General features: G+C 33.3%; 13 protein-coding genes and 1 tRNA gene. 11 read left to right on the top strand and 3 right to left on the bottom strand.

All coding sequences use genetic code 11. The annotated features are described in order from the left end of the window. Positions 1-46 precede the first annotated feature (46 nt). The 8 genes from ACKTTZ_RS24090 (at position 47) to ACKTTZ_RS24055 (ending at position 12,833) form a co-directional block, all read left to right on the top strand. Positions 47-823, top strand: a complete 777-nt coding sequence (locus ACKTTZ_RS24090) for a hypothetical protein (RefSeq protein ID WP_407846805.1) — start codon at positions 47-49, stop codon at positions 821-823. A gap of 113 nt (positions 824-936) precedes the next feature. Further along, positions 937-1,212, top strand: coding sequence for a DUF3892 domain-containing protein (locus tag ACKTTZ_RS24085; RefSeq protein WP_407849206.1), 276 nt, complete (start codon positions 937-939; stop codon positions 1,210-1,212). A 355-nt stretch (positions 1,213-1,567) separates the two neighbouring features. Further along, positions 1,568-2,563 (top strand): hypothetical protein, encoded by a 996-nt coding sequence (locus ACKTTZ_RS24080; RefSeq protein ID WP_407846804.1) that lies wholly within the window; start codon positions 1,568-1,570, stop codon positions 2,561-2,563. Between the two features lie 177 nt (positions 2,564-2,740). Continuing rightward, entirely contained in the window at positions 2,741-3,838 is a 1,098-nt protein-coding gene (locus ACKTTZ_RS24075; RefSeq protein ID WP_407846803.1) for a metallophosphoesterase family protein, read from the top strand. Beyond that, positions 3,835-7,410: an NACHT domain-containing protein gene (locus ACKTTZ_RS24070; RefSeq protein ID WP_407846802.1), complete on the top strand. Its 3,576-nt coding sequence runs from the start codon at positions 3,835-3,837 to the stop codon at positions 7,408-7,410. The genes ACKTTZ_RS24075 and ACKTTZ_RS24070 overlap by 4 nt, the downstream gene beginning before the upstream one ends. Before the next feature lie 207 nt (positions 7,411-7,617). Further along, entirely contained in the window at positions 7,618-9,915 is a 2,298-nt protein-coding gene (locus tag ACKTTZ_RS24065) for a Piwi domain-containing protein (RefSeq protein WP_407846801.1), read from the top strand. Beyond that, positions 9,903-10,808, top strand: coding sequence for a hypothetical protein (locus ACKTTZ_RS24060; RefSeq protein WP_407846800.1), 906 nt, complete (start codon positions 9,903-9,905; stop codon positions 10,806-10,808). The genes ACKTTZ_RS24065 and ACKTTZ_RS24060 overlap by 13 nt, the downstream gene beginning before the upstream one ends. A gap of 456 nt (positions 10,809-11,264) precedes the next feature. After that, positions 11,265-12,833, top strand: a complete 1,569-nt coding sequence (locus ACKTTZ_RS24055; protein WP_407846799.1) for a recombinase family protein — start codon at positions 11,265-11,267, stop codon at positions 12,831-12,833. Positions 12,834-13,096: 263 nt separating this feature from the next. Here ACKTTZ_RS24055 and ACKTTZ_RS24050 read toward each other — a convergent pair. Continuing rightward, a tRNA-Arg gene (locus ACKTTZ_RS24050) sits at positions 13,097-13,170 on the bottom strand. A 59-nt stretch (positions 13,171-13,229) separates the two neighbouring features. Here ACKTTZ_RS24050 and ACKTTZ_RS24045 point away from each other — a divergent pair. The 3 genes from ACKTTZ_RS24045 to ACKTTZ_RS24035 are packed head-to-tail and all read left to right on the top strand — an operon-like array spanning position 13,230 to position 17,008. After that, positions 13,230-14,276: an ABC transporter substrate-binding protein gene (locus ACKTTZ_RS24045; RefSeq protein WP_407846798.1), complete on the top strand. Its 1,047-nt coding sequence runs from the start codon at positions 13,230-13,232 to the stop codon at positions 14,274-14,276. A 43-nt stretch (positions 14,277-14,319) separates the two neighbouring features. After that, complete coding sequence (gene mtgA, locus ACKTTZ_RS24040) at positions 14,320-14,964, top strand: monofunctional biosynthetic peptidoglycan transglycosylase (protein ID WP_034699571.1); 645 nt, start codon at positions 14,320-14,322, stop codon at positions 14,962-14,964. A 13-nt stretch (positions 14,965-14,977) separates the two neighbouring features. Continuing rightward, entirely contained in the window at positions 14,978-17,008 is a 2,031-nt protein-coding gene (locus ACKTTZ_RS24035; protein WP_034699573.1) for a recombinase, read from the top strand. Between the two features lie 51 nt (positions 17,009-17,059). Here ACKTTZ_RS24035 and ACKTTZ_RS24030 read toward each other — a convergent pair whose 3' ends face one another. Both ACKTTZ_RS24030 and ACKTTZ_RS24025 read right to left on the bottom strand, forming a co-directional pair. Next, positions 17,060-17,224 carry a hypothetical protein gene (locus ACKTTZ_RS24030; protein WP_156106591.1) on the bottom strand — a complete coding sequence of 55 codons (165 nt, stop codon included), beginning with the start codon at positions 17,222-17,224 and terminating at the stop codon, positions 17,060-17,062. A 108-nt stretch (positions 17,225-17,332) separates the two neighbouring features. Beyond that, positions 17,333-17,626, bottom strand: a complete 294-nt coding sequence (locus ACKTTZ_RS24025) for a hypothetical protein (RefSeq protein WP_034699575.1) — start codon at positions 17,624-17,626, stop codon at positions 17,333-17,335. Between the last annotated feature and the right edge of the window lies 1 nt (position 17,627).

Raw genomic sequence — 17,627 nt, 5'->3', positions numbered from 1 at the left:
AAATCTGATATTTGTCTTACAAACAACTAAAAATTTAAACTATACTATGATTTCAGAGAATTTAAGAGAGAAAATTCGCAAGGTTGACAGTGACTTGAATAGTACTTACAAACCGAGCATTAGCAAACCATTATTGGAAATTGTCAGCCTAACCTTTATTGCGACCCTGCTCGGGCTATTTTATATTTGGGAATACCTGAATAGATTTAAATTCGACTATTTTGATTATTTCGAAGTACAAGATTCTTTTACGATTTTATACCAGAACGCAATGCCGATTATTTATATCGGATCTTTACTATCACTATTTCTTTGGATTTTAGTTCCCGATATTCTCAAAAAGAAAACTATACAGGTTGATGATCAGGAAGAAGAACGGCAATCTGACCAAAAAGTGATCAAGGGGATAACAAATGCTGCTGTTATAATCACTGTCCTCTTGGGGCTATGCGGATTTTGGGTGCTACTTTCGGCTTACAAATTTGAGTTATTGCCAACTATTATATTCCTTGTTTTTGCTGTGGCAGCCTGTTATCTATACTTCAATGGGCCTAAAAATCTTGGCGTTGTTGCTGCAATTATTATTGCATTTCTTTATGCCGAAGTCCGTGCTAGAAAGGATGCTGAGCAGACCATGAAGCTGAAACCCAGAAAGGACATTACGCTTTGTGGTCAGCAGGAACCAATATTAAAAAAAGAGGACACAACTAAATATGAAATTTTTAGGACCAATGGATACTATTTTATTAAGGATGATCGCAAGAAAATGATATTTGTTTATTCCCGTACTAATGGTGAAATGAACTCTTTCTATGTAGAATAAAAGTACGAATAACAACATACAAATTGAAAATATTTACATTTTTATTAAAATTATAAAAATGGCAGAATTTAGAATTTCAGGAATTTGGTTAGATTCCGGAGGCGTAATTACACATTACGCAATTCCACACTCGAAAAAAAAATAGTAAAGGAGATGGTTACATTATTGGCTTAGCAGAAAAATATACCAAGCAGGCTGCCGTTGATTTACTTTTAAAGCAGGGAAATATTGCTAAGACTTATTTATGGAACTATAGTAAAAGAATCTGGGAGGCTGGAGCAGAAGTCCAGGTAATCAGTGGAAAACCGTTATTTTTAAAATCTAATCCGGACAGCACGGAAAGGGATAATCTTTTGCATCTTATTAATTACGGGTATATTTTTAAGTAATTTATTATGAGACTGTCTCAAAAGTGAGACAGTCTTATTTGATTAAAAAAATACGGAGTGAGATTTCCCATAATTAATATTAGTTTTCAAATATTCAATTAACTTGGAAACGATTTCTTCTGTTGAATATACAATGTTTTTCTCCAATGAAGACTTGACAGGACGCTATCCAAACTCTTTTTTTAGTGATTTAGAAAATATTTTTGAAGTTTACTTTACGGTTTCCCATATTTTTATATAAAATATATGGTTTAATTTTAGCTATAATTTACGGTAGAATTAATTTTCTTCCAAATATTTCCCAGCATAATTATTTATTTTAAATTCCGCATTTAAATTTTATTTACACAACCCGATGATAGAAACACAGCTATATATTTCAGTGAATAGAAAAGCGGATCTTGAAAAGATTAAAGAAATCCTGATAATAAGCAAAATAGAATCCCCCGTTTATATAGTGGAATACGGACAACACTTCGGTATTAATTTTACAAGCCAGCATGAAGAATGGCATATTGATACATGTATATATGAATCATTTCCGGGATATGAACTGACAACTGATCTCCACCGCGGAAAGAAGGAAATACGACTGGAGATTTCAAGGTATCAATCCGAGCTTAGTACAACCAAATGGGGCTCTCCTATTGACAACCCACTGAATGAAACTAAATATCTTATCAAGAAAGCTACTGAAATGCCCATTACATTCAGTCCTGAGGTGCGAGTGCTTTTCGGCTCTATAGAAAAAGTATACTATGTCAATATTATTCCAGGCATCAAAGAATCCACTGATGAAAAAGGATTTCTATTAGCTAAAGAATTTAAGAATCAGACCGATCCCAAAACGGCTGACTTTTTTCCGGACCGTTTATATAAAACACAGCTTGAAGCTTTTCATAAAGGAAAGGACAAATTGGAAAGTCTTGTTGAAGAAGACCATAAGGAAATTTTAAGGCTTCAGAAGAAAGAAAAACTACAGCGCGAAAAAATCCCAAGAAAAATAATCCGGGAATTTATAAAAAACTGCAATGCCCGTAACTATGACTCAATCATAAAAGATCTGTTGCAGGATTTTCAGTTCGAAATCAGAGAAAACTGGCGTCAAAAACTGACCACCTCAGGACTTGATGAATTTAAAAATTATCTCGAAGCTGCTTATCAGGAATTGTGCGGAAGAGATTTTAAAATCCAATCATCTTGGTCATTTCTCAAGCAGGATGTTGGTGTCAACTTAGAGACATTCACACCTCCTCAGGAAACAGAAGAAGACTTAAAAAGATTATATAGAATTCGTCTGAATTTCAGATTGGAAGAAGAAAAAATAACCCAGATCATTGTGGAAAAGTAATCGCTAGGATTAGTTTTTTTCTTTCCTGACCTCTATACAAAAAATAGGAAATCCTGCATGAATAAATGTACTATCATCACACATGTATATACCACAGTTTTCTTATATTTACGAAACCAAACGAAGCTAAATTCCAACAACATTGGCTTTTAGCGATTAAAAACGAATTAACCTTTAATGAGAATTGTACATATTTCTGATATCCATTTATCAGCATCGAACTTTGGTGATTTTAAAAAGTATTATCGAAAAGCCTTATTGAAGGTTCTATCAAAAGAACACAAGGAAACACCAATTGATATTATCGCTATTACAGGTGACCTTGTTGATAAAGGTGGACACTCTCTATTAAAAATGTCCCTATTTAAAACTGAAACTGATCCGTACAAAATCTTTGAAGACCAGTTTATTACTCCGATTAAAAATGAGCTAAATCTATCAAACGCCAATTTCCTTTTCATCCCTGGAAATCATGATGTAGATGAGAGCAAAATCTTATGGTTTGATGAAAAAACATTTCAAGACGAAGAAGTTGAAGGAAATATTAATGATACATTACCCAAAATTAGAGACGAAATAAACAATTACAATCAGAGAATAGAACAGTTTAAAAATTTTGAACACAGATTTCATGCTGGAAATCCTGATTATCTATCCACATATAACGAATCTACCTATATATATGAACATCGCCCAGGGATTAAAGTAGGCTTTGCTTTAATAAATGATAGCTGGAGGTGCAGCACCTGCCACCTAGTAAAACATAAAGATAAAAAATTATACTTTGGTAGTGACCAGTTAAATAATGCGCTAGATATCTTAGAAAATAATAAAACAATTCTAAATGTGATTCTCACTCACCATCCAATCGATAAGTATGGTGAACAGGCAGAGGTCGAAAAAATACTCAAAAATTTTGAGTTCCACCTTCATCTATATGGCGACCAGCACCATCTTAAGCTAAGTACTTACATTGACCCTAATGGCGAATGTTTTGGGATCATGGCACGCGCTGGTTTAAATAACCCAAGAGAACCGCTCAGTGAGTGGCAACCTGGTTTCCACATTATTGATATTAATTTTCAGGAGGCTGTGATATCCTGTATTACTTACTACCATTATATAGAAAAAAACTGTCAATTCTCCTTTGATGTTCATGCAAAATCTCCGGATGGTATCGATAAGAACAAGCGTCCGCTGGGTTTTCAAAAAGTCCCCTTACATAACGCCAGTACATTAAAAACTCTTGATAGAGAAAAATACAAAAAGAAATGAACGAAAATTATCACGAATTAAGATACCTAGAAACATCCACGCCTAACAATAACCGTTTTTCCTTGCTTGACGATCCCGAGGATAGATTGACACTGCTTGATTTAGTTGATGAATATGATAGAATCATTTTACTGGGAAATCCAGGTATGGGCAAAACAGCAGAGTTGAATCAAACTTTTGAGCTTCTTTGGGATAAGATCGATGAGACAGAAATGCTTCCCATACTCATAAATATCGAAAACTTTCGTCACACATCGACGATCGAAAAAATGATTCCGGGTGAGGATTGGAAAGATATGTCTTCTGTCATTTTTATTTTGGATGGATTGGATGAAATCGCTAATATCCAAGATTTTATTGCAGATCTTCAGAATTTTATGTCAGACAATTCAGAAAGAAAGCTAAAATTTATTTTAAGCTGCCGTACAAATATTTACCAGAAGTATGTCATTAATATTAGTGATTTTAAAGCGGTATACCTTAAAAGTCTTTCACGCTGGCAGATTTACAATATATTTAAGAATAAATACGAAATCGAAATCTCCGATGACAATTTAATTCAATTTTCAACAATTTTACAAACTCCATTCAATTTAGAAATGTTTGCCGAGTTTTATAAAGACAAACAGCGCTTTCCGAAAACACTGAAAGAAGCACTTGAGCTTTTTATTGAAAAGGAAATAGGGCGCAGTTTACCTTCAATTTTTAAACATATCGGTCCCGTAACAAAAGCAGAAATCTATTACAAAATAAAAGAGGTTGCTGTCATAAACGAATTGATGCAACAAAATGCCATTTCACAAGACGACCTCTTCAAATTACTCAAAGAACAAGGTATAGCGTTATTTCAGGAACTTCCATTTTTTGAGAAAAGAGCGTTTATCGATAGTTACGTTTTCACACATAAAAACTATCAGGAATATTTTGCCGCATTATATATAGCTTTTCTTCCTATCGAGAAGATAATCGAATTCATTAAAGTTAAGGATATAAAGAAAATTAAACCAAGCCTATTTAATACTATTACTTTTTTGTTAAATATTATTACTGAAAAAGATAAGAAAAAAGACCTAGAAGACTGGCTACTTAAAAATGACAAAGAAGTACTATTTTTTGCGGAAGATGAGCGTTTGCTTCCCAAATTCAAGAATGAACTTTTTGAAGCATATTTTACGGAAGTATGCATAGATAAAACATTTTGGATTTCAAACAATGCTAAAATTTCTCTGGATATTCTGGCTGATTTTGCTGCATTCAAATTTCTTTTCGATGAGATAGATAATGTGAACAGACACCCTAGGGTAAGAGCTTCAGCCTTGGAAGTTATGGCTTATAAAAAACTACAAACCAGCGAGAAAGAACTTTTGATGAATCTGATAATTAAAATTATCGAAGCGGAGGATAATATTGTTCGGATGCAATGCTTAAGAACCTTTAAAGATCAAAAATTTTATGAAAACATTTCTTTCTTTAAGCGTATTCTGGCTATCCTTAAAGATAGTGAGGATGCTGATGCATTGCATCAGCTAATCTCAATTATGACAAAAATAGATGATCATCAACGGGATGCTGATCAATTGATATCTATTATAAAAAAATATTATAGTTTAGGGGACAGAGTAATAAGAGGAACAGAAAATCTGATCGCTTACTTAATATTGAATACGAGTAGCCGATACCTGAACATTGCATTACTCGAAATTCTTTTTAATGACCATTATTCACTACGCTCCAATAGCTTATTCTTTGATAATTTTGATGAACAACTTATAAAAAGGTCAAAAGAATTTTGTACAGATCCTGATTATCATAAAGAATTGGTTGAAATGGCATTTGCAGATCGGTATCGAATAATGAGTAATCCAGTTTTAAAAAATGTTTTACTGGAAGTAGGGATTCCACCAGAATTAGTGATCCATATCTTGCAAAAAGAAAAGATGTCCACCGATGTGTTATATTCACTTGCTCCCTTCGTGAACAATGATAATATTGATTCAATAGTTGAAGGGTTTAAGAACGGTAATATACAATTTAATTCAACAAATGACATTGATTCTTTCCGAAATTGGATCATAAATTCAGATTCTAATCTAGCGCTTTATTTTGAAAAAAAATTTAGAGATGCTGGCCATAATTTCTTAACGAATATACAAACTGATGAGCAAATTCTAGCTGCAACAACTCAATATGATGAAGAACGTGATGCTAACTTTGAATTATTATTTAAAAAAGAAAAAATAATATCTGATGTTAAAACATATTTTCAAGAAAATAATGTTGAATCCCTGACAAGACCTGAATTTCAGAAAATATTCTGGCAGTGGTACGAAGATCATAATCTCCACGGATTACAATATACAGTTCATACGATTATGGATACCGTATTAAGGTTTAATCGGAATATTACCCCTGAAATTATTATTAGCGCATTAGAAGATTCAAATATTTATTTGTCGGCTATAAAAACAGGTTTAGCTCATCACTCCTTCAGAAAGCTGAAGTTGGATAAAGAACAACTGGAGTTAATAGATAAATTAACAAAAGCTATTATTTCTGAAGTTGATTATAACAATGTTATTAGAATTAATGCAGAAGACCCCGATCTTTTCCATGCTACCAAATATTTAGAATACATCAATATTGTCTTATTCTTCGATTTCAATTATGGTATTAAACAATCTCCCACATTCTATCTGGACGTGCTTGCCTTCGGAAATATTACGGGTCCAAACAGTGGGCAATCATTTATTGAGTACGTTTTAGAAAAGGTGGATGATGCTGAGGTTGTAAATGAAAAAGTGATTCAAAATATCACCCAAGGTGAATTGACATTTATTGCAAAAAGGGACCACTACTCCTATGCGGTAGAAAACAATTTATTTGAAACTTTTAATAAGATCGGTGAGGATTTTAAAAAGGACGGCGCGACCATAGATCAGCAAAATTTACTTGAGGATTATGTCTCAAAAATAGAAGAACCATTAATTTTTTTAAAGGAATGTTGTAGGGATCAAACATCTCCTTTTTATTGGAGGGTAATCAATTTGATCAAAGATAAATATCAAGATAACAAATTTATCCGTGATGCAGTCTTTGCTTATTTAGAAACTTCGGATTTGCATTTCTTAGAAAATGCTGTAAATATATTATTCTTCTTAAATGAAGATACTGCTATTCTAAACTATTATAAGGCTCTAAAAAAAGTGATTTTGGTAAGACCGGACTACAGTGGTCTCTTCCCTAAAGACGTAAAACACTATAACCGTTTGAATGAAATTGTTTTGTTCGAGACTTTATTTGATTTAACCCATGAAGATAATTCAGCAGGTTCCTTCTATCTACATTACTCTAGGAGCTTCCTACAGTCATGGTGTTCACAAATTTGTGAAAAAGATGAGGGCTTTGGCATACTCCAAAGAATTTTAGCCGGGATCAAACAAAAAGCTAACACGGATATGAAAATATTTTATGTAAATGATTTAATTGATATTTCAAATAACAGTAGGCTTAATTCTAAATCAAAAGAAATGACTTTTGAAGAAGCACGTATGTTGATAAATCAATTAAGCTAGGCCAGACTTGTTACCTTGCGGAAATAAATTAGATTTTGACTTATTTCCGCAAGGTAATAAGGCGGTATCTCCCTAATGAACTTTAACAGTATTTATAGAATAAGGTATTTTGAATATAAATACAGTAAATTTTAATCGTCTTTTAGCAGGGGTTTGGAAAAACCTAATTTCTTTTTTTGTATTTTAACAATTAAACCAGTGTAAGTAATGCAACTTAATTTTTTTCCTATAAATATCGTTGCCGAGGAATTCCAGATAAGGACGGTATCATACACAGAGGATCTGCTGAGAGAGCTCAGAGATGAATATAATAGCAGTCATTCTTTTTTTAGGTATGGAGATGAAATCTTTATTTCTAATAAAGATGGTGATGATCTTAGCTCTATTGGAAGTTTACAACAAGTTAACATAAATGAGCAGAGTCAGGTAACCTCTTCACTAATAAAACATATATTTTTTCGAACTTTTAAAGAGAGATTTTCAAATTACATACCTGTTGACTTTTATCCGTTTCGTTTTTTTTCTGCTAAGACAAAGGATGATCTTCTGTATAATGTTCTGCCCGGTCATTTGAAGAATAAGATTGCTTATAAAAAATTGATAGAGCTCCAACTAAGAATAATTGAAGTAGATGGTGAAAAGAAATTTGGATTTCTTATTAATATTAAACGGAACTGGATATTTAATAAGAGCTGCTTAGAACTACATCAGGAGGGATATAATTTAATGGGTGCGGAAGTTCTCCATACGGAAACACTTCCAGGTTTAATTGACGTTCTTGCGCCAAATGAAGAATTTGTTGGAATTATATCTTCAATTTCCGGAACTATGGCAATGGTTGAAACCAACGAAGGATTGAAAGAATTTTTGCTGGCGGAATTATTTATAAAGAAATCCAAATTTAACATAGGTAACTACTTATCTTTTGCGATTTCGGAGCAAAAGAGCGAAGAGTTATTGAGAATTATTGAAAGTAAAAGAAGTGAGGTATATAATACAAAAAATCTTTATGAAGAGATTATTAGAATTTCAAATCATCTGTTTGTAGAAGCTGGGAACTCAATTATGTTTCATAATAAAGATGGTTTTCGTTTTACGGTGGCTGATAAGCCATTGTCTGTTTATAATAGTATTGACCTCAAGACACCAACTTTTATTTTTGATCCCTCAGGAACAAAAATAAATAGTTCCAATCCTGACAAAGGATTGTCAGATTATGGACCCTACGATACCCTAACCTTTGATATAAAGAATCCTAATATATTATGCATTTGCCACAGAAATAATAGAGGAAATTTTACTAGGTTTCTTTCTGATCTGAAGGAGGGAATCCCAGCTTCCAAGTTTTTTAAGAAGGGGTTAAAAAGGAAATACGATTTTCAGGATGTAACATTTAAAATTAAAGAAATACAGGAATATAATACTGAGGCATATATTAATGCTATAAGTAGCTTTGTGGAAGAGGAAAATAAACCACAATTAGCTATTATCGAAATACCAATTGCATTCAGGAATCATTCAGATCTTCTAAATCCTTACTACAGAATTAAAGCAAAATTACTGTCCTTCGAAATTCCGGTCCAGTTTATTACCTCGGAAAAGGTAACTATGTATAATGAATATATATTAAACTCTCTAGCGCTTCAGATGTATGCAAAATTGGGTGGGACTCCTTGGGTTTTACCATCGCAGCGATCAGTTGACAGGGAGATAATAATTGGTATTGGCCATAGTTGGTTAAGGAAAAATCAATATACGGGAGCAGAACAGAATAGGGTAGTAGGTATAACAACATTTATGTCCGGTGACGGGCAATATTTGCTTGGTGATAAAGTGAAAGATGTTGCATTCGAAAACTATTTTGATGAATTGCTTAAAAGCCTGAAGCAATCTATTATTCGACTATCAAGTGACCAAGGATGGGTGAACGGCAACACGGTCCGTCTGATCTTCCATATTTTCAAGCCCATAAAAAATACAGAATTTGATGTCGTAAGTCAGCTGGTTAGAGATATTCCTCAGTATAATATAAAGTTTGCTTTTGTCACTATTGGTAATGCCCATCCCCATATTTTATTTGATAAAAATCAGCTAGGAGTTACAAAATATGGAAGTAGCGAGATTAAAGGACAATATGTACCGGCCAGGGGATGCAATGTTATTCTTGATGAAAGAACATGTATTGTGCAAATGTTAGGTGCTAATGAACTGAAAACCTCTAAGCAGGCGATGAGCAGACCTGTCTTGATAACGATAAGAGTTCCGCAAGGTAGCTATAATAGTGATGATCTTAATAATTTCTTATTTTACGATTTAAGTTACATTACACAGCAGATATTCTCTTTTACCTATTTGTCGTGGAGAAGCTTTTTACCAGGGGAAGAACCTGCAACCATGAAATATTCTAATCTGATTTCAAAATTGCTTGGAAAGATGAGGAGCGTTCCCAATTGGGATGCAGATACGTTGAATTATGGATTAAAAAGAAAAAAATGGTTCCTATAGAAGAGACAATTAATTATTTATCAAGGATTAATAACAGTCCTAAATTAACCACTTTTAATAATTTGTTGGGTGGAAGAGAAATTCATACTTCTGAAGATCAAGACAGCAACGAACTAAATCAAGTTTATTATGGAGTAATTAAAGCAATTCGAGAAAACAATAAACATGATTTTGTTACTTTCTACAGTATAAAAAGTAAAAGTAAACCAAGTAAAGATTCGGCTGTTCCTTTCATAAATGACGATTTTTTAATTTTTATTTTATTAGTTGGTGTAGTCAAATTTGGAATAGACGGGGCATGGATAAGTGACATCATTTCTATTAGAAATAAAAATACAATAACGATAACTTTCGAAAATATAATAAAAGAAAACTATTACAGTAAGAGTATCTTACCGGAAATTGTTTATATGTACCTGCACTTTACCAAGCCAATGCTGATAACCAATGATTTTATAAATTTTACTTATAAATCTATAAACGATAACACACAACTTTTTGAAGGGCGTAGTGATTTTCAAATCTTATGTGCGATAAATTCTTATAATTTAATAGTTATTTCAAAAGAGGTACCGGACAAAAGTCAACTTTTAATGTTACAGGATTTTACGGGTAGATTTCTAAAACGAGTGAAGTTTCTATCGTGGTTGATACAAGCTGCTTTATTCTGGGGTGTGATCTATTTATTATTGACTTTACCTAAGTATAGTCCTGAAACTATCAAATTTATTGAGAAGTATAACTATGCATTTACCATTTTTGGTGCTTTAGGATTAAGTTTTTTGGGAAATGTTATCCCTATATTTAAAAAGATGTCGCAGATTATCTTGCTAAGATTACTAGGTGCTTCGAAAACTTCCGTAAAAGAATTAATCAAAGAAAAAGGTTCATAAATGTAGTTGTGTAGCGAGCTGGAATCAGGTCGCTGAAAGTAGTACCTAAAAAGTCAATTAATCATCACTGAATAGCTTGAGGAATACATGCATGTATGCTAAAGAAATGAGCATAATGTGTAGAATCCTTCAAAATTGACCATGCTAATCCTGCGAATGATTAGTTAATTCCTGTCCAAATTGACCACCAAAAAAGTCAGAAGACGTGTCTTGAATAACTTAACTTAGCCAAAAAATATCAGTGGCTAGGAAAAGAATAGACATGTTGAACATCAAACAATTGTAATCGGTAAGTTGCCCAATGATTATCGAAATAATAATTGGCTCGTAAACTCTGAAATTACAGGTCTACGTTCCTGAAATAGGTAGATGTACTAATTTTGTGTTTTATTTCTAATAAATACATAAATTCTACGTTTTATTATATAAACATCTCCCAAGACAAATTACCATATTATGCCTGCCGTATATCTCTACATACGAGTTAGTACAGATGAGCAGGCTGTAAAAGGATATTCCCAGCGCAGCCAGTTGGAGCGCCTTGTGCATTATTGTAAATATAATAACCTGATTATTACAGAAACTATTTTCGAGGATTATTCAGCGAAAACATTTAATCGACCTGCATGGAACAGATTAATGATTAAAATTAAATCTCTTAAAAATCGTCCAGCCATTATACTCTTTACTTACTGGGATAGATTTAGCCGTAACATTACAGATGCTTATTTAATGCTTGAGAAACTAGGAAGTATAGGAGTTTCTCTTCAAGCTATTGATCAGCCAATAGACTTTTCTATACCGGAAAGTAAGATTATACTTGCTGTATATTTGGCTACATCTGAAGTTGAAAATGATAAAAGAAGCCGGAATGTCAGTTTAGGTATGCAAAAAGCAAGACTAGAAGGTCGATGGATCAATAAAGCTCCTTTAGGATATCGGAATAAAGTAACAGCGGATGGAAAAAAATATATTGCTCCTTATGGCCCTGAAGCTGCTATAATTCGTGAAGCCTTTGAAGAGATAATAAAAGAAAGAAGAGTTACAATATCAGAAATATATAAGCATGCTGTCTCTAAAGGTTTAAGATGTAGTATGAGTGCTTTCTATAGATTAATAAGAAATCCCATTTATTGTGGACAGATTAAAGTTCCTGAATCTGAAAGTGAAAAAAGCAAGATTATTAATGGATTACATACAGGAATTGTATCTATAATACTGTTTGAGGGAGTTCAAAAAGTATTACGGGAATTAAATAACTCAAAGTTTATCAAAAAGAAAAAAGTACTTAATGAAAACTTCATATTAAGAGGTGTACTTTTGTGTCCTATCTGTGGAAAAACATTAACTGCAAGTTCTTCGCAGGGAAAATGTAAGAAATACTATTATTACCATTGCATCAGAGAATGTAAGTATCGTATCAGAACTGATTTTGTTAATGCAAGCTTTCTAACTTTCCTTAAAGAAGTACAGATTGATATTCCTTTTTTAAAGATAGCCAATGATTTCTTGAAAGAGATTGATAAAGGAAGGCAAGAAGCTTATCAAAGTAAAAAACGTGAGATAGGAAGAGCAATGGATAAATCGATTGACAGAAGTTTAAATGCACATCAACTTTTTTCGATGGGAAAAATTGATTACGATGACTATTTCCTTATTAAGAATAGTTGTAAAGTCTATTTAAAGAATTATGCTTCAGAATTACGAGAGCAAGCATTAAAGGCAGGAGTAGGAATATTTGGAAAAAAAGAAGGGAATAATATATTTTGTCATTTAGGAGACATTTATGAGGCATCTGATATATCAACTAAACAAAAAATAGCAAGATTATTTTTTCCTGAGAAAGCAATAGCCAATGAGAATATTCTGAATATGTTACCGGAATTTATAAAAATTATATTTGGAATAAAATTAGTAAAATCTGGGGCAAGAGTGGGAGAAACTTTAGGTAATGATGAGAAGATAAATCATTTTCTAAAGGAAATTTCCTTGTTTGCATTTGAACAACAATTGAAAACAATTTAGTGAAAAATATGTGGTTTTTTGTGAATTTTTGGTGTTCGAATCCTGTTAGGTCATCGAAAGTTAAATTTTCAAATCCCTATGGTTTGTAGTTTTAACTAATTGATTTTTAGTGTTTTTACGTTTTTGTTATAGAATCAATAAGTTTTTTATAATTAACACTTTTTTGATAAATGTCTTAATTTGATTAAGTGTAATTGATTGATTATGAGTTGTGTGAAAAAAATATGCGCAAATTGTCCTAAATTTGCGCATATTGTCGTTTGTGACCTCGACAGGATTCAAACCTGTAACCTTCTGAGCCGTAATCAGATGCGCTATTCAGTTGCGCCACGAGGCCGTTTGTTATCTTGTTGTTTAACGGTTGCAAATATACCACTTTTTTCCGTTCTTTGAAGAATGAAACAGAAAATTTTACTTTTATTTACGGTATTTTCGCTAATTGCCTGTAAAAGAGAATCAAAAATTTCGTCCACAGATTGGACAAATATCTCAAATCGCACCCAATACAAGGAACAGAACGGAAACCTGGAGTTGAAATCGGGGAATTTTACTTATAATTTTAAACAAAATCAAACTCCTTTCAAGAAAATCATCCTGTTGAATGCTAGTATGGCAGGGTATATTTCAGAGCTGGGAGCAGAAAATGTAATCATAGGAGTTTCCAGTCCGGAGTATATTTTTTCAGATAAAATTCAAAATCTGATTAAAGAAGGAAAGATCCAGAATGTAGGAAGTGAACAGAAATATGATGTGGAAAAGATCATCTCTATGAAACCGGATGCTATTTTTACCAATCATATTGCCAGCTTCGACAATACTTATGAACTTTTGAAAAACAATGGTATTCAGGTGATATTTCTGGATGAATACATGGAGCAGAAGCCTTTGGAAAAAACAGCTTATATTAAACTTTTCGGAGAGTTTTTAGGAAAAGAAAAAGAAGCTGAAGCTAAATATCAGGAAGTGGAGAAAAACTACAGTGATCTGAAACAACTTGCCTCGAAAGCAAAAGAAAAACCTGTGGTACTTGCTAATGAAATGTATGGAGACGTTTGGTATCTTCCAGGGGGAAATACTTCCGTGGCTCATTATATTTCGGATGCCAATGCCAATTATATCATGAAGGATAATAAAGATGAAAAAGCATTGACAATGAGCTTTGAGGAAGTATATGCGAAAGCAGGAGGCGTTCAGTACTGGGTAAATGCAGGAAGTCACACTTCGAAAAAAGAAATGCTAGGCATGAATCCTTTCTATGGAAAGCTGGATGTATTCAATAAAGGAAAGATCTATACCATTGCAGGAAAAGAAAAACTGAAAGCGAATGATTTCTTTGAAAGCGGTGTGGTAAGAGCAGATTTGATCCTTAAAGATTATATAAAGATCTTTCATCCTGAACTTTTACCCAATTATCAGCTTACTTACATGAAAGAATTGCAGTAACTCATACTATTTGCTTATTTTTGCCTTTCCTTTTTATCAAGTTATGTGGAAAAAAATTAAACAGCTTATCTTCATCATTCTTGTTTTGAATGTAGTTTTTATCATCTGGGGCCGATTTTTTAATCCGCCAATTACTCTTACTCAGATAGGAGGACTTTTTGAATATGGAAAACTGCATAGAGATTACATTTCCTATGACGAAATGGGAAGTAATGTGAAAAAAGCCGTAATTGCTTCTGAAGATCAGAAGTTCTTTGATCATGACGGCTTCGATTATACAGCAATCGAAAAAGCCATGAAATATAATGAGAAAGGCAAAAAAATAAGAGGAGGAAGTACTATTTCCCAACAAACAGCGAAGAATGTGTTTCTTTGGCAGGGCAGAAGCTGGGTGAGAAAAGGACTGGAAGCGGTGTATACTTTCATCATCGAAAAAGTATGGACTAAAGATATTATCCTGGAAAGATACCTGAATTCCATAGAAATGGGACAGGGTGTATTTGGTGTAGAGGCTGCTGCTCAATATTATTTTGGAAAATCATCCAAAGATTTAAGTACCTCAGATGCAGCCTGGATTGCCGCTGTATTGCCCAATCCAAAGAAGTATGATCCTAAGAATCCATCCCCATATTTAAGGAAGAAACATAATTGGATCATGAGACAGATGAGGAATGTGAGTTTGAAATAGTATCTTTGTACTAATGAAATTCTTTAATTCCAGCACAAATTTTGAGTCAGTTCTTAAAAAATACTTTTCTTTTAAGAACGAAACTCTTTCTTTAGAACCATTTGCAGAGTTTTTAGAGACGATAAAAGAGGCTGACTTTACAGATGTGCTCAATTTTTTCAGAAGCAATCCTAATTTTGCTGAGAACTTTAAATATTATATCCACAATATTTTTAGGGGAAGACCTTTCAATCTTTCACTGACAGAAGCAAATATTCTTTCAGAAAATGCCTTCTTTCCGGAACTTAAAAAAAGAATACTGAACAAGGTTCTGCCACCCGTTGAAAACGAAAATACGGTATGGTACATGATCGATAACGTCAGTATGAGGCCGAAGAAAGATTTAAAATATCTGCATAACCTTCCTGAAAATGAGATCAATGAATTTTTTAATATGTTGGGAGCTTCGGATTTTATTATCCGTCCTAACGTTAAAAAAGAACTTATTTTCTCTATGAACATCCTGTCCTGGAGGGTAACAGGAATGGCGATGGAAGTGGAAGTGGTAAGAATGGCCCCTCAATACAGAAATTTAGACAATCCGTTTTTGGCTCTTCAGAATGAGCTGGAAACATTGGCTGATGATCTGGTTAAAGATCCTGAATTACAACTGCATTCAAAAGACAGCCGATATAAGCAGATCAAAATCTACGCAGAACAATGCCAGGAGTTTGTGAATATTGCTTTTAAAAATTCAGCCAAATATGGTATTTCTGGGAAGATTAATCAATCCCTGTTAAAAATCCGTCAGCAGACTGAAAGAATATATGAAATCGTTCAGCTATTGGTTATTGATAGTGATGAAGATATTCAGATAAAATCTAAGCAGTTGATTTTTAATATTCTGAGCTATAAATCTCATAAAAATAATATTTCAGATCTCATCAACGACAGTACGAGGTTGATCTCACACCTTATTACCAACCACACTGCAGAAACCGGAACTCATTATATTACTTCTACCCGTAAGGAATATATGACCATGTTCTACAAAGCGAGTGGTGGTGGTATTATCGTAGGAGCCCTTTGTGTTCTGAAAATGCTCTATGGATACATCCCGGGAAGTGATTTTTCACACGCCTTTCTGTATTCAATGAATTATGCGATGGGGTTTGTGATGATTTATCTGATGGGTTTTACACTGGCTACAAAACAGCCGGCTATGACTGCCGCCACGATGACAAAAGTATTATCAGAAGAAGGAAATGCCCAAAGAAATAATACGGAATTTGCCCATTTGGTATCTAAATTATTCAGGAGCCAGTTCATTGCCTTTGTAGGGAATGTATTGCTTGCCTTTCCGGTAGCTCTTGCCATTATTTACGGATTAGATGTGTTTTTCTCACAAAATCTAGCCGTAGAACGTTCAGATAAATTATTAAAAGACCTTGATCCTTTCAAATCAAAAGCTATTCTGCATGCAAGTATTGCCGGATTCTACCTTTTTATTTCAGGGATTATTTCAGGGAATATCGGGAACAATTCTGTGTTTTATCAGATACCGGAGAGAATTGCCAAAAATTTATCAATCAGAAACTTTTTCGGAAAGAAATTCGCAAAAGGACTTTCGAAATATTATGCTAAAAACTGGCCTGGAATCATTTCCAATTTCTGGTTTGGGGTTTTCCTTGGGGCCACAGCTCCGGTCGGAATGTTTTTCGGACTGGATCTGGATATCAGACACATTACCTTTGCAGCCGGAAACTTTGCTTTAGGGTTATATGGAAAAGATTTCTCTGTAGATTCCTATACATTCTGGATGTCTTTTGTAACGGTATTTCTGATTGGTTTCTTCAACTTCCTGGTAAGCTTCAGTTTGTCGATGTTCCTGGCATTCAGGTCAAGAAAAATGAATTTCGGACAGGTAAGTGAGATCTATAAAGAGATTTTCAGATACTTTACAAAACATCCGCTGAAATTCTTCTTACCACTAAGCTCTGGTCTGGACAAAAAAGCAGATGATTTGATGAGCAGTACTATTTCCAATAAATCAGAAGAACATTAATAAAAATAAAAAATGCTACCCGAGGGTAGCATTTTTCTATTGTTATAGCTATTAAAGACAGTATGGAAGCTCTGGGCATTCTGCAGGAAGCTGCTCCCAAAAAATACATTGACTAAGATCTCCACAGCTTACAGCGCAACAAACCATTTGTCCCGCACCTTGAGTTGCCTTTAACGTTTCTCTTGATAATTTTTTTGATTTAAGTATCTTTTTCATAGTAAAAATGAGTTATTAATGAGTACTAAAGATACATATTAAATCTGATGAATTCAATATAATTTCAATGTTGGTGAATTATTTTACTTGCATTTAATGTTTATATTCTTATAAAATTTGAAGATCGTTGAATTTCTCTATTCCAAATTTATCCTGAAACTTCTTGAGGTAAAAGCTTTTCCGCATTTTAAAATCATGCTTCAGTAGAGGAGAATCAATTTTGATTATGATACATTCGTTTTCTATATTGACACTTCTGATTTCATTGAAAAGACTTTCATCAAGATATTCTTCAAGGAAATCTTTAATGTCAAAAGCAACTAGTTTATGTTCAAAACCATAAATTCTGGCAAAAGATTTTACCAGTTCAGAGGATTGATATTCACGTTTTTTCTTCTTCATA

It is taken from the genome of Chryseobacterium sp. KCF3-3 (assembly GCF_045865955.1).
In the GTDB taxonomy this organism is placed as follows: domain Bacteria; phylum Bacteroidota; class Bacteroidia; order Flavobacteriales; family Weeksellaceae; genus Chryseobacterium.
This window is presented reverse-complemented; position numbering and strand designations above follow the sequence as displayed.

Coding starts and splice junctions, on each gene's coding strand:
- ACKTTZ_RS24090 (WP_407846805.1), top strand. CDS start 47: ATGATTTCAGAGAATTTAAGAGAGAAAATTCGCAAGGTTGACAGTGAC.
- ACKTTZ_RS24080 (WP_407846804.1), top strand. CDS start 1,568: ATGATAGAAACACAGCTATATATTTCAGTGAATAGAAAAGCGGATCTT.
- ACKTTZ_RS24075 (WP_407846803.1), top strand. CDS start 2,741: ATGAGAATTGTACATATTTCTGATATCCATTTATCAGCATCGAACTTT.
- ACKTTZ_RS24070 (WP_407846802.1), top strand. CDS start 3,835: ATGAACGAAAATTATCACGAATTAAGATACCTAGAAACATCCACGCCT.
- ACKTTZ_RS24065 (WP_407846801.1), top strand. CDS start 7,618: ATGCAACTTAATTTTTTTCCTATAAATATCGTTGCCGAGGAATTCCAG.
- ACKTTZ_RS24060 (WP_407846800.1), top strand. CDS start 9,903: ATGGTTCCTATAGAAGAGACAATTAATTATTTATCAAGGATTAATAAC.
- ACKTTZ_RS24055 (WP_407846799.1), top strand. CDS start 11,265: ATGCCTGCCGTATATCTCTACATACGAGTTAGTACAGATGAGCAGGCT.
- ACKTTZ_RS24045 (WP_407846798.1), top strand. CDS start 13,230: ATGAAACAGAAAATTTTACTTTTATTTACGGTATTTTCGCTAATTGCC.
- mtgA (WP_034699571.1), top strand. CDS start 14,320: ATGTGGAAAAAAATTAAACAGCTTATCTTCATCATTCTTGTTTTGAAT.
- ACKTTZ_RS24035 (WP_034699573.1), top strand. CDS start 14,978: ATGAAATTCTTTAATTCCAGCACAAATTTTGAGTCAGTTCTTAAAAAA.
- ACKTTZ_RS24030 (WP_156106591.1), bottom strand. CDS start 17,224: ATGAAAAAGATACTTAAATCAAAAAAATTATCAAGAGAAACGTTAAAG.
- ACKTTZ_RS24025 (WP_034699575.1), bottom strand. CDS start 17,626: ATGAAGAAGAAAAAACGTGAATATCAATCCTCTGAACTGGTAAAATCT.